General features: G+C 60.4%; 10 protein-coding genes. 5 read left to right on the forward strand and 5 right to left on the reverse strand.

The window, feature by feature from the left end; all coding sequences use genetic code 11:
• Window position 1: 1 nt before the first annotated feature.
• The 3 genes from arcA (I1M21_RS03570) to arcA (I1M21_RS03580) all read right to left on the reverse strand — a co-directional run bounded on the left by arcA (I1M21_RS03570) (window position 2) and on the right by arcA (I1M21_RS03580) (window position 4,333).
• Window positions 2-1,243, reverse strand: coding sequence for an arginine deiminase (gene arcA, locus I1M21_RS03570; RefSeq protein ID WP_195192459.1), 1,242 nt, complete (start codon window positions 1,241-1,243; stop codon window positions 2-4).
• 574 nt (window positions 1,244-1,817) lie between these two features.
• Entirely contained in the window at window positions 1,818-2,942 is a 1,125-nt protein-coding gene (locus I1M21_RS03575) for an aminotransferase (protein WP_195192460.1), read from the reverse strand.
• Window positions 2,943-3,091: 149 nt separating this feature from the next.
• Entirely contained in the window at window positions 3,092-4,333 is a 1,242-nt protein-coding gene (arcA, locus tag I1M21_RS03580) for an arginine deiminase (protein ID WP_195192461.1), read from the reverse strand.
• 557 nt (window positions 4,334-4,890) lie between these two features.
• Between arcA (I1M21_RS03580) and ppk1 the strand changes: the two genes are divergently transcribed.
• The 5 genes from ppk1 (at window position 4,891) to I1M21_RS03605 (ending at window position 11,005) form a co-directional block, all read left to right on the forward strand.
• Window positions 4,891-7,263, forward strand: a complete 2,373-nt coding sequence (gene ppk1 / locus I1M21_RS03585; RefSeq protein ID WP_229025563.1) for a polyphosphate kinase 1 — start codon at window positions 4,891-4,893, stop codon at window positions 7,261-7,263.
• A gap of 85 nt (window positions 7,264-7,348) precedes the next feature.
• Window positions 7,349-8,677, forward strand: a complete 1,329-nt coding sequence (rlmD, locus tag I1M21_RS03590) for a 23S rRNA (uracil(1939)-C(5))-methyltransferase RlmD (protein ID WP_195192463.1) — start codon at window positions 7,349-7,351, stop codon at window positions 8,675-8,677.
• Between the two features lie 106 nt (window positions 8,678-8,783).
• Window positions 8,784-9,326, forward strand: a complete 543-nt coding sequence (locus tag I1M21_RS03595) for a DJ-1 family glyoxalase III (protein ID WP_055287259.1) — start codon at window positions 8,784-8,786, stop codon at window positions 9,324-9,326.
• A 34-nt stretch (window positions 9,327-9,360) separates the two neighbouring features.
• Complete coding sequence (locus I1M21_RS03600; RefSeq protein ID WP_411160864.1) at window positions 9,361-9,903, forward strand: Maf family protein; 543 nt, start codon at window positions 9,361-9,363, stop codon at window positions 9,901-9,903.
• A gap of 100 nt (window positions 9,904-10,003) precedes the next feature.
• Window positions 10,004-11,005, forward strand: coding sequence for a P1 family peptidase (locus I1M21_RS03605; protein WP_195192464.1), 1,002 nt, complete (start codon window positions 10,004-10,006; stop codon window positions 11,003-11,005).
• 361 nt (window positions 11,006-11,366) lie between these two features.
• On the opposite strand, the gene I1M21_RS03610 is transcribed toward I1M21_RS03605, so the two are convergent.
• Both I1M21_RS03610 and glf read right to left on the reverse strand, forming a co-directional pair.
• A complete protein-coding gene (locus tag I1M21_RS03610) occupies window positions 11,367-12,398 on the reverse strand; it encodes a glycosyltransferase family 2 protein (RefSeq protein ID WP_195192465.1) in 1,032 nt (343 codons plus the stop codon).
• Window positions 12,391-13,593: a UDP-galactopyranose mutase gene (gene glf / locus I1M21_RS03615; protein WP_195192466.1), complete on the reverse strand. Its 1,203-nt coding sequence runs from the start codon at window positions 13,591-13,593 to the stop codon at window positions 12,391-12,393. Before glf ends, I1M21_RS03610 begins: the two co-directional genes overlap by 8 nt.
• Window positions 13,594-13,623: the final 30 nt, after the last annotated feature.

Raw genomic sequence — 13,623 nt, forward strand, 5'->3', positions numbered from 1 at the left:
CTTAGAGGTCCTCGCGCCAGAAGGGCATGCTCATGCAGCGCGGGCCGCCGCGGCCGCGGGAGAGCTCGGCGGAGGGCACGACGAGAAGGTCCAGGCCCTCCTTGTACAGCACGTCGTTGGTGACGGTGTTGCGGGCGTAGACGCAGATCTTGCCGGGCTCGACGCACAGGGTGTTGGAGCCGTCGTTCCACTGCTCGCGGGAGGCCGCGATCGGGTCGCCGCCGCCGCAGGGGATCAGCTTGACCTGGTCGACGCCGGCGGCGTCCTCCAGGACGTGCTCGAGGGTGTCCTCGATCAGGCGGATGTTCACGTCGCCCGGGTTCTTGCCGGCGGTCAGCTCGTAGACGCGCAGGGTGCCCATGATGGCGGGGTGGATCGTGAACTTATCGACGTCGATCTGGGTGAAGACCGTGTCGAGGTGCATGAAGGCGCGCGAGACCGGGATGTCGAAGGCCAGGATGCGCTCGACCTTGGAGTCGGAGTTCCAGAAGATGTTCTGGGCCATGACGTCGATCGCGGCGGCCTGGGTGCGCTGGGAGATGCCGACGGCGAGGGTCTTCTCGTTGATGTTCAGCACGTCGCCGCCCTCGGTGTGGAACTGGCAGTCGCGGCGGAAGTACAGCGAGACGTCCTTGTAGTCGGGGTGGTACTTGAAGATGTACTTGCCGTACAGGGTCTCGCGGTTGCGGGTGACCGAGTACATGCGGTTGAGGTTGACGCCCTCGCCGACGACCGCGAACGGGTCGCGGGTGAAGTAGAGGTTGGGCATCGGGTCGATGATCAGGTCGGACTCGGACTCGGAGTTGACCAGGGAGTCGAGGGTCGTGGACGCCGTGAGGGGCATGTCGATCTCGGACTTGGTCATGCCGGCCATGGTCTTCTTGACGAACTCGAGGTTGTCCTCGATGGAGTCCAGCTTCTCGCGGACGATCTGCGGCATGTGCTGGCCGCGGATGCCGGCCTCGGCGATGTACTGGTCGGTGAACTCGGCGCGGGCGCCGGGGACCTGGTCGAACACCTCAGCGACGAGGTTCTCGAGGTAGAGGACCTCCACGCCCTGGTCCCTCAGGATCTGGGCGAAGGTGTCGTGCTCCTGCTGTGCGACCTCCAGGAACGGGACGTCGTCGAACAGGAGTCGCTCGAGCTCGTCGGGCGGCAGGTTGAGGAGCTCGTCGCCGGGACGGTGCAGGCAGACCTTCCTGAGCTTGCCGATCTCGGAAGGCACGTGCAGACCTTTCGTCATGGCCTCCTACCTTTCTTTCGGGCCCCTGTCAGGGCCGATTCGTTAGCGCCCCTCCGTGTGAGGCGTTATTGCTGACGACATATTTATATCCAAAATCAGTTCATACTTCCACCTCGCCCCCGAACGGTTTTATATGAGGGGTGAACGGCATACACATATACTTCACGCATGGCACACTTTGATTTAATAAAGTGTATTTACGTGCTTAAACGCGTTTTCAATCCAAAAATCAATTGGAACTAAACTTTGTTAAACCACCCTCATATTGCATATTTCCAATAAAGCTATGAATAGAATTAGCGATTCATACTGCGTCTCAACCATTTTCATTTTTATTCAGAAAAAAGTTTGTCCTATTCATTTCTGGTAAACAAATTACCGTTTACCAGACGCTTGATACCGTTCACCGGAAGCTCAGTATAAGGCCCAGCGGATACCGGCTCGCTTTACGGCCCCATTTGTAACAACTTGACTTCTCGGTATAGAAAAACGGACCCGCTTCCCCTAGGGAAACGGATCCGTTTTCGATTATCTTCGGCCAATTTGGATAAGGCCCTCGAAGATCATCGGAATCCTAGCGATCAAACTCCGCCAGTACCTCGCCCAAAAGCCTCAGGCCCTCACGAAGAACGCCCTCGCTCGCGCAGTAACCTAGGCGCGCGCCGCAGGGAAGCTCAAAACGGCTACCGGGAACCAACAGCACTCCCCTCTCGGCCAGCAGGCGCTTGCAGAACTCCTCGTCATTCTCGGGAATGTCCAGCTGGATAAACGAGGTGGACACACCCTGCGGGGCCGTCCAGGAGACACGATGCTGCGTGTCGATCCAAGCCTGCGCGATATCGCGGTTGCCAAACACGATCTTGCGGTTGCGCTCGAGAATCTTGTCCTTGTGCTTGAGCACATAGGTCGCCAGGGCGTCGTTGAACACGCCGCCGCAAATCATGGTGTAGTCGCGGTAGGTGCGAATGCGGTTGGATACCTCTTCGTCTGCCACAACCCAGCCCACGCGGGCCGCAGGCGTCGAATAGGTCTTGGACACCGAGTTGGTGACGATGGCCTTCTCGTACACATCGGCCATCGACAAAAAGTCCTCGGTGTTCTCAAGCGGCAGGTACACCTCGTCGCACAGCACATAGGCGCCAACCGAGCGGGCGATCTCGGCAATCTGGCCGAGCGTATCGGCATCAAGCACCGTTCCGATGGGGTTCGATGCGTTATTGATGCAGATGAGCTTGGTGTTGGGGCGCACCAAGCGCTTGAGTTCCTCGATATCGGGCTTCCAGCCGAGTTCCTCGCGAAGCTCCCAATACTCGACCTCGGCGCCGAGCGTACGCGGGATCTCATAGAGCGGCGCATAGGTGGGCCACTCGGCGATAACGTGGTCGCCGGGCTCGACTACGGCCATGATGGCGTTGAGGTTCGCGCCCGTGCAGCCATTGGTCTGCAGAATGTGATCGGGATTGACCTCGCGACGATACAGCTTGGCAACCTCGGCCTTAAACTCAGGCGAACCCTCGATCCAGCCGTAGTTCATCTTCTCGCGATCCAGGCGCTCATAGAACGTGGCGCCGTCCTGCTCGTCGAGCGCGCGCAGCTCGCCCATGGTAAGCGACGAAATCGTCGACTGGGCGATATCCCACGTGGCGCTCTTCTCCCAAACGTTAAGCCACTCCTCGACGCCGATTGTCTTGATATCCATGGCCAAGCTCCTTACAAAAGCAGTCATCCATTCGTGTTGACGTTCCTCATACAAGATTGGGGCGGTGCGAAAACCCGCACCGCCCCAATGGGAGACATCTAATGGCAGCTAGATGTATGTATTATGACCTGTACGGGTCCTTGAAGACCTTAGAGGTCCTCGCGCCAGAAGGGCATGCTCATGCAGCGCGGGCCGCCGCGGCCGCGGGAGAGCTCGGCGGAGGGCACGACGAGAAGGTCCAGGCCCTCCTTGTACAGCACGTCGTTGGTGACGGTGTTGCGGGCGTAGACGCAGATCTTGCCGGGCTCGACGCACAGGGTGTTGGAGCCGTCGTTCCACTGCTCGCGGGAGGCCGCGATCGGGTCGCCGCCGCCGCAGGGGATCAGCTTGACCTGGTCGACGCCGGCGGCGTCCTCCAGGACGTGCTCGAGGGTGTCCTCGATCAGGCGGATGTTCACGTCGCCCGGGTTCTTGCCGGCGGTCAGCTCGTAGACGCGCAGGGTGCCCATGATGGCGGGGTGGATCGTGAACTTATCGACGTCGATCTGGGTGAAGACCGTGTCGAGGTGCATGAAGGCGCGCGAGACCGGGATGTCGAAGGCCAGGATGCGCTCGACCTTGGAGTCGGAGTTCCAGAAGATGTTCGGGGCCATGACGTCGATCGCGGCGGCCTGGGTGCGCTGGGAGATGCCGACGGCGAGGGTCTGCTCGTTGATGTTCAGCACGTCGCCGCCCTCGGTGTGGAACTGGCAGTCGCGGCGGAAGTACAGCGAGACGTCCTTGTAGTCGGGGTGGTACTTGAAGATGTACTTGCCGTACAGGGTCTCGCGGTTGCGGGTGACCGAGTACATGCGGTTGAGGTTGACGCCCTCGCCGACGACCGCGAACGGGTCGCGGGTGAAGTAGAGGTTGGGCATCGGGTCGATGATCAGGTCGGACTCGGACTCGGAGTTGACCAGGGAGTCGAGGGTCGTGGACGCCGTGAGGGGCATGTCGATCTCGGACTTGGTCATGCCGGCCATGGTCTTCTTGACGAACTCGAGGTTGTCCTCGATGGAGTCCAGCTTCTCGCGGACGATCTGCGGCATGTGCTGGCCGCGGATGCCGGCCTCGGCGATGTACTGGTCGGTGAACTCGGCGCGGGCGCCGGGGACCTGGTCGAACACCTCAGCGACGAGGTTCTCGAGGTAGAGGACCTCCACGCCCTGGTCCCTCAGGATCTGGGCGAAGGTGTCGTGCTCCTGCTGTGCGACCTCCAGGAACGGGACGTCGTCGAACAGGAGTCGCTCGAGCTCGTCGGGCGGCAGGTTGAGGAGCTCGTCGCCGGGACGGTGCAGGCAGACCTTCCTGAGCTTGCCGATCTCGGAAGGCACGTGCAGACCTTTCGTCATGGCCTCCTACCTTTCTTTCGGGCCTTACTGGCCGAATGTATCAGCGCCCCTCCGTATGGGACGCTGCTTGCTGACAGCTCTAGTTATATCCAAAAACCACCTGCAATTCCACCTCGCCCCCGAACGGTCAGCAAAGTGCGATGAACGGTATATCGCATATGATTCCCCCATGATGCACTTCGGTTCTCTAAAGCAGGTTTTCAAAGGTAAATGTTCTTTTTTCTAAGGAATTAAGCTAGATTGCACAAATATTTTCATGTTTAGGAATTGCATAGCTAAAACGGTTTTCTGCATATATATGTCGTTTGTCCATGATTCAATTTGGATTCGATTATATTCAGCTCGCAATCATTCTTATTCATACATCTTCACCAGTTGAGTATGGATATAGATTGTTTCCAAACGAGTTGGGCAGTTAGTTGCATGCCTTGGCAGCGTAAGAAGTAGGTAAAGATACCGTTCGCGCGATGCGTCCGTGCCACAGGTCGACTAAATTGAGACAATAGTGATTAGTGTTAGGCTACCGTCCCTTGTGGGGACTGAACGGACAGATGCATATGCCGAGCAAAATCGAAAAGAAGCAAGCCGCCGCAAAGCTGCGCAAGCCGCCGCGTGATTTTTCATATACGCAAAACCGAGAGCTTAGCTGGCTGCGCTTTGACAACCGTGTGCTTGACGAAGCCTTCGACGAGACCGTTCCGCTGTTCGAGCGTCTAAAGTTCGTGTCGATTTTCGAGTCTAACCTCGACGAGTTTCTCATGGTGCGCGTGGGCGGCCTGTCCGATCTGGCAGAGCTCAAAAAACAGCCTGTCGACAACAAGAGCAATATGACCGCCTCCGAACAGGTCGATGCTGTCATGGCCGAAATGCCCGGGCTCCTTACCCGTTGGGAGTCCATCTTTAAGAGCATCGAGGGCAAGCTCGACACCTTGGGCGTTCACCGCGCCCGCATCGATTCGCTTACGCCCGAGGAGCGCACCTTCGTAACCCGCTACTTCCAGGCCTACGTGTCGCCGGTCATCTCGCCGCTGGTCATCGATCCGCGCCACCCCTTCCCCAACCTGCGCAACGGCGCGCTCTATCTGGCCTGTGGTCTGGACGGCGCCACCGACGAGGAGAGCCTGCTGGGCCTTATCGAGATCCCCGCCTCGATGAACCGCGTGGTCGAGATTCCCTCGCCCACCGGCACCTACTCCTACATCTTGCTCGAGGACGTCATCCTCGCCTGCCTGGACAGCTGCTTTGGCTCCTATAGGCCGCTGGATCGTGCACTGATCCGCGTCACCCGCAACGCCGACATCGATCCAGACGGCGAGGGCGTCGAAGAGGAAGAGGACTACCGCCAGCACATGAAGCGCATCCTCAAGAAGCGCCTGCGTCTGCAGCCGGTAGTGCTCGCGGTCTCGGGGTCGCTCGAGAAGGCGACGCTCAAGACCATCCGCAAGGCGCTCGAGCTTTCGCGCCGCTCGGTCTTTACCTGCGATATCCCGCTCGACCTAGGCTACGTCTTTGGCATTGAGGGCAAGATTCCCGAGCACCTGCGCAACGAGCTGCTCTTTACGCCGTTTAGGCCGCAGCCCAATCCCAACATCGACATGACCCGCTCCATCCGCGAGCAGGTGCTGCAGCACGACAAGCTGCTCTTTTATCCCTACGAGGCCATGAACCCGTTCTTGGACCTGGTGCACGAGGCCGCCTATGACCCCGAGTGCATCTCGCTGCGCATCACGCTCTACCGCGTGGCAAAGCAGAGCCGTCTGTGCGAGTCGTTGATCGATGCTGCCGAGAACGGCAAAGAGGTCACGGTGCTCATGGAGCTCCGTGCCCGCTTTGACGAGCAAAACAACATCGAGTGGGCCGAGCGCCTGGAAGAGGCCGGCTGCACCGTCATCTACGGCTCCGAGGGCTTTAAGTGCCACTCCAAGATCTGCCAGCTCACCTATCGCGAGGGCATGGCGCTAACGCGCCTGACGTTGCTGGGCACCGGCAACTTTAACGAGAAGACGGCCAAACTCTACAGCGACTTTATGCTCATGACCGCCCACCCCGGCATCGGCGAGGACGCCAACCTGTTCTTCCGCAACCTGTCGCTGGGCAATCTGCGCGGCGATTACCGCTTCCTGGGCGTGGCGCCCGTAGGCCTCAAGCCGCTCATCATGCGCGGTCTGGATCGCGAGATTCAGCGCGCTCTCGCTGGCGAGCCCGCCCGCGTGTTCTTTAAACTCAACTCGCTTACCGACCGCGAGGTCATCGACAAGATCGCCGAGGCATCGTGCGCTGGAGTCCGCGTGGACATGATCATCCGAGGCATCTCGTGCCTCAAGCCCGGTGTTCCGGGCAAGACCGAGAACGTGCATGTCCGCTCCATCGTCGGACGCTTTTTGGAGCACGCCCGTGTTTACGCTTTTGGCGTGGACTCGGACATGATTTACCTGAGCTCGGCAGACATGATGACACGCAACACCGAGCACCGCGTGGAGATCGCCTTCCCCGTGCTCGACCCCACCTGCCGCGCCCTGGTACACGAGTACATGGGCATGCAGCTGCGGGACAACGTGAAGGCCCGCAGCCTCACGAGCGACGGCACCTGGGTCCCCGTGGAGCGTGCAGAGGGTGAGAAACCCTTCAACTCGCAGGAAGCCCTGCTGGAGCGTGCCTATCGCAACGCCGAGGCCGCGCCCGAGCCCGAGCCGCAGCCGATAGCACCCAAGGTCCAAGAGGTCCAGGCGACCGTCATTGAGCCCGAGCCTGCACCTGAGCCTCAGCCCGAGCCGCAGGTCGCCAAGCCCTCGTCCGAGACGAGCGCCCGTCGCGAGAAGCCCGCTGGCAAGACCAAGGCCATCGAGCGCCATCGCCCCGGTCGCGTGCGCATGGGTCTGGGCCTGATTGGCTTAGGCCTAAAGACGCTCATTACCGGCAAGACCAAATAGACGTTTGTAGAAGCGCCCCGTATTTGAGGAAAGCCTCGGATGCGGGGCGCTTTTCCCTGCTACCATGGTGCGGACAACAACGCGAATGACAGGCAGGAATATGAAGCTCACCATAGAATCGATGACGTACGGCGCCGACGGGCTGGCGCACGCCGACAACGGCAAGGCCGTTTTTGTGCAGGGCGCCGTGGCGGGTGACACCGTCGAGGCCGAGATCGTGCAGGACGGCAAGTCGTTTATGCGCGCCCGCACCACCGAGATTCTGGAGCCGAGCCCCGACCGCATCCAGCCTCCCTGCCCCTTCGTGGGTATTTGCGGCGGCTGCTCGTGGGGCAATCTCTCGCGCACCGCGCAGCTTGCCGCCAAGGAGCAAAACCTGCGCTCCACGCTCGAGCGCATCGGCAAGTTCAGCCCCAATCAGGTCGATGAGCTGGTGCAGCCCATCCGCCGCACCAAGGACGACTGGGGCTACCGCAATAAAATCGAGCTCGAACCGACCGTCGTCAACGGTCGCGTTCGCCTTGGCATGCACGGCGTCGATCCCAGCAAGATCGTGACTGTTGATTCGTGCCCGCTGTTCGACAAACGCTTCCCTAAGGCACTCAAATCTGTCGTCGGCGCACTCAACTATCTGAGCGGTAGCCACGACTTAGGCCTTGAGCGCGTGGGCATTCGCGCCTCGCGCCGCACCAAGGCGCTCGAGGTCGCACTCTGGACGCCCACGGGCTCTTTCCCACGCTCGCAGGTCTCGCGCGTACTGGCAGACGCCGCTCATCCCACGAGCATCGTGCGCGTGATGAGCAAGGGCGAGAAGAAGGCCCGCCGCGTCTCCAAGGTCGAGATGCTCGCCGGCGAGGGCTCGTGGACCGAGAATATCGCCGAGGGCCAAATGCGCCTTTCGGCCCCGTCGTTCTTCCAGGTCAACACCAAGGGTGCCGAGATTCTGATCGAACTTGTCATGGACGCGCTCGACCCTCAGGAAGACGAACTGGCTGTGGACCTATACTGCGGCGCCGGCACCTTTACCCTGCCGCTCGCCCGCCGCTGCGATTTTGTCGCCGCCGTTGAGGCCTATGGCCCTGCCGTGCGCGACCTGCGCCGTAACCTGGAGATCAACAAGCTTGATAATGTCGACGTCATTGGCGGCGACGCCGTGCGCGAGTTCCCCGATCAGGATGCCGACGTTTTAGTGGTCGACCCGCCGCGCGCGGGCTTGGCACCCGAGGCCGTCGACCTCATCGCCAGCACAAGCGCCCGCGATGTCGCCTACGTGAGCTGCGACCCGGCCACCCTGGCGCGCGATCTCAAACGCTTTGTCGAGGAGGGCACCTTCTCCCCCGTCAAGATCACGCCAGTCGACCTGTTCCCGCAAACCTTCCACTGCGAAACCGTCGTCCACCTCAAGCGCAACTAGCGCCCTATCATTGCTCAGAAAAATCATTCGGCGATTGAGCGTGGCAAATCGGCGCCTTCGGGGTATAAGACGGCTAATTGTATGCCGCCTTACGAAAGGAATCCTCATGCCCAGCGTTGCCGTTCTCGCCGCCGATGGCTTTGAAACTATTGAATGCTTGACCATGGTCGATGTCATGCGTCGCGGCGGCGTGCGTGCCACGCTTGTCTCTATCATGCCCACGCGTGAGGTCGTCAGCTCGCTGCAGATCCCCGTGACCTGCGATGCGCTCTTTGATGAGATCAACTTTGACGAGTACGACTGCGTTGTGCTGCCCGGCGGTCTGCCCGGCGCCACCAATCTGCGCGCCGATCAGCGCGTCTGCGATGTGGTCTGCGAGTTCGCCGCGACCAAGCACGTTGCCGCCATCTGCGCCGCCCCGTTTATCTTGGGCGAGCTCGACCTGCTCGAGGGGCGCCACGCCACGTGCTTCCCCGGCTTTGAGAAGAGCTTCCCCGAGGGAGCCTATACCGGCGAGAAGGTCACGCAGGACGGCAACATCATCACCGCCAGTGGCATGGCCCAGTCGCTCCCCTTTGCGCTTGAGCTGCTTCGCACCCTCGCCGGCGATAAGGCTGTCGAGAAGGTCGCAGAGGGCATCCAGCTATGATTTTGGCTTCGCAATCGCCTCGCGCATCGAGCTGATGCGCGAGGCGGGCTATGACATCCGCATCATTCCTGCGGACATCGACGAGACCCCTTTTGATGGCGAGGCGCCACTTACGCTTGTGGAGCGCCTGGCACGAGCCAAGGCCGCTGCTGTCGCCGCCGAGCATGCCGAGCCCAGCGAACTGACCGTCGCGGCCGACACGATCGTCACCTTCGATGGCAAGATTTTAGGCAAGCCGGCAAACGAGGACGAGGCCTGCACTATGCTCCGTGAGCTTTCGGGCCGCACGCACCAGGTCGCGACCGGCGTCTGCATCGTTAAGGCCGGCGACGCTGCCGCCCCGCATGCCGCCGAGAGCCTATCCTTTGTCGATGTGACCGACGTGACGTTCTATGAGCTCACTGACGAGCAGATCGAACACTACGTCGCCTCGGGCGAGCCCATGGATAAGGCCGGCGCCTACGGTATTCAGGGTGTCGGCGGACGCATGCTCGTGCACGATATTTCGGGCGACTTCTACAACGTGGTGGGCCTGCCCATCGCACGCGTCGCACGCGCGATTCAAAAACTCTCGTAATTGCATCTGGCGCTGGGTATCCCCCAGCGCCTACAATTTTGCCGTACCGTACGGATCCCGACCGGGCATAAGGCCCGGCGGAAAACCGATAGGAGAAAACATGGACACACTGCTTGAAGCCATTGACGTTTGCGATGTCGATGGCTTTTGCTTTGGCAACTATACGGACGAGAAGGCCGGCACCGGTTGCACCGTAATTGTGGCAACCGAAGGCGCAACGGGCGGCGTTGACGTTCGCGGCGGTGCCCCGGCATCGCGCGAGACCGACCTGCTGCGCCCCGAGAACACTGTCGATAAGGTCCACGCTGTCTGCCTCTCGGGTGGATCGGCCTTTGGCCTCGAGGCCGCAAGCGGCGTCGCCCGTGAGCTCGAGAGCCGCGGCATCGGCCTGCCCGTCGGCCCCACGCAGGTGCCCATCGTATGCTCCAGCTGCATCTTCGACCTCGCCTACGGCGACCCCACCGTGCGTCCCGATATCGAGTCCGGCATCGCCGCCGTGCGCGAGGCGCTCGATAACACCCCCACCACGCTTGAGCAGGGCAACGTTGGAGCCGGCACCGGCGCCACGGTGGGCAAGCTCATGGGACCTGCCACCTGCATGAAAGCAGGCCTTGGCGCCGCCGCCGTGTCACTCGGCCCCGTCAAGGTGGGCGCCGTGGTCTCGGTCAACGCCTGCGGCAACGTCGTCGATCCCCTCACCGGCGAGTGGGTCGCCGGCATGCGCGCCGCAGCCGATAGCGACCAGATCGTCGACATGGAGCTCGCAGCCTTTGCCGCTGCCGGCTCCATGCAAATGCCGCTCGACCGCACCAACACCACCATCAGCTGCATCGTCACCAACGTGGAACTCACTAAGGCGCAAGCCACCAAGGTCTCCCAGATGGCCGCAGACGCCTACGCACACGCCATCCGCCCCACGCACACCACCAACGACGGCGACACCATCTACACCCTCGCCAGCGGCAAACTAGGCACCCAGGCAAGCTCCGCCGTACCCCTAGACCTGCTGGGTATGCTTGCCGTAAGGGCCCTACAAACCGCCATCGTAAACGGAGCCAAAACCGCCAAAACCTCCCACGGCATCCCCGGCGCCGCGAAGTAAACTAGCTCGTCCGGTTGTCCAGTGGGTCTTGGTTATGCTTGCTGCTCTACAGTCCTGGCTCGCACGAAGAGCACATTAAGCGCTCTTCGACTCGTGCGGAACTCGCGACAAACATAACCAAGCCCCACCGGGCAACCTACCAACCAGATTCTTTTCAGCCCAGGCCCCTGTGTACCGCGCGTCGAAGATCTTCAAATTCAGCTTGCTGACATAAAGCGGGACATAGCAGAGGACCCCTGGTCCTTAACTTGATACGAGTTCCGCACGCAAAGGAGGCGCCAGTGGCGCCTCCGTCTTGCGCAGGACTGTTCGAAGTAGCAAGTTAAGGACCAGGGGTCCCCGTTACCCGAGCGTTTATGCACTAGTTGAATTTGAAGATCTTTGAGGCAAGACGGTATAGGCCGAGTGTGGTTTTGTCTCCGGCCCGTCCACGCAGGTTGGTAAAGAATCCGAACACGCCGTAGCGAGCGCGACGATACATGCGCTCGTCGTACTCCTTCAGGTCCTTCCACAGCGTCTTCAGACGCTCATCGGCACAATCTTCCTCGGAAAGCTTGGTGAGCACCGAGCAAATCGCCATCATCATGGTGAAGTAGCCCATCATGTACGAACGCAGACGCGAGGACTCAACGTCCTGGTACAGGTGGAACGATTCCATCATGATGCGCGTTACACGGAACTGCTGACCCAGACGCTTGACCATCGTGGCCTCATTGACGCTCTGGCCCTCGCGACCGATAAAGTAGCGATAGAGGTCGATGTCGGCGTAGTACATGGTCTTGCAGCGCGGCAGCGGAACGTATGCGTAGATATTATCCACGTAGAACGTGTGTGCCGGCATAGGCAGATTGGACTCGCGCAGTACATCGGTGCGATAGCACAGGCTGTGCATGAGCAGGTTCTGATCGGGACGGAAGTGTCCGATCTGGTCCCAAGAGAAAATCTTTTTGCGCGGCAGGGCAAACTTGTAGCCAATAGCGGTATGCGTGCCCTCGTAAACCTTCTCGTACACGTAGTTCGAGATAAACAGGTCGACGCGCTGGTCGCGCTCCTCAAAGCCACGCAGAATCGACAGCATGGTCGAAAGCGCCGCACCGTCGAGCCAGTCGTCCGAGTCGACGACCTTGTAGTAGGTGCCCTGCGCCTCGCGCAGACCCGAAAGGACGGCAATACCGTGGCCGCCGTTCTCCTGGTGCACCGCACGGATGATTCCAGGATAACGGGCCTCCCACTCGTCGGCCTTGGCGGCCGTCTCGTCCTTGGAGCCGTCGTCCACCACGATAATCTCGATATCGGTGGCGAAATTGCTCCCCTCCAAGATGGAGGTGATGCAATGGTCCATGTCCTTGGCGGCGTTATACGAGGGAATACCGAATGTTATGACTTTATGCATGGCAGGCGATAATCTCATCCGAAAGATCGAGGGCGGAATTGGTCACGGCGTCCATATCGTAGTAACGATACTCGGCCAGACGACCCACCGGGTGGAAGTTCGTCAGGTTCTGGACGCGCTCAAGATAGCGCTCATAGAGCTCACGGTTCTCGGGCTCAAGAATGGCGTAGTACGGCGTCTCGCCCGAGCCGGGCGTATAGGCCTTGGAGTACTCCTTCATGATGGTGGTCTTGCCGGGCAGGGCCTGACCGGTCATGTTCTTGAACTCGGTGATACGCGTGTAGTCCTCGCTCGTGGTGTAGTTGACGGTGCCCACGGGCTGGAACTGGTCCATATCGAGCGTCTCGAACTTCATATCGAGCGTGCGGTACGGCAACGCGCCCAAGTCGAGGTTGAACAGCTCATCGAGCGGACCGGTATAGACAATCTCGCCGCCGTAGACCTTGCCGTCGACCTTGACGGTGGTCTCGTCGATTTCAAAAAGATCGCGGGCGTCCACGTCGCAGAACACGTCAATCAGGTCGTGGTCGAGCATGTGCTCAAAGAGCGCCGTATAGCCCTCCTGCGGCATGCCCTGGAAGGGAGCTTGCGGGAAGTAGCGGTCATCATCGCCCACAAAGACGGGAACGCGGCCGGTGATCGAGGGGTCGATCTGATCGGGCGTCTGGCCCCACTGCTTCATGGTGTAATGCAAAAAGACGTTCTCGTAGACGTAATCGGCGACCTCGGCCAAGTCGGGGTCGTTCTTCTTACGCAGCTCCATAATGGGCACCTTGACATCCTTGCCAAAGGTCTCCACGAGCTTCTGATACAGCTCCTCGCCGCGCTCGTCACCAAAGGCGAGCTTGAGACTCGCATGGTTGAAGGGCACGGGCATAAGGGTACCGTTGATGTTGGCGAGCACCTTGTGCTGATAATCCGTCCACTTGGTAAAGCGCGACAGGAAATTGTGCACGCGCTCGTTAAAGGTGTGATAGATATGCGGACCGTACTCGTGGATCAGGATTCCGGCCTCGTCAGTGCAGTCATAGGCATTGCCCGCAATGTGGCTACGGCGCTCCAAAACGGCAACACGATAGCCGATGGTCTCGGCAAGACGGCGGGCACAAACGGCACCGGCATATCCGGCACCGACGACAATCATGTCGTACGCGCCGGCGTTAAAGCCTTCAGGCAGGCCTGAGGTAATCTGCATCGATACTCCTTGTCAAAAGCCACGGGCTCG

It is taken from the genome of Collinsella aerofaciens (assembly GCF_015546965.1).
Classification (GTDB): Bacteria; Actinomycetota; Coriobacteriia; order Coriobacteriales; family Coriobacteriaceae; genus Collinsella; species Collinsella aerofaciens_X.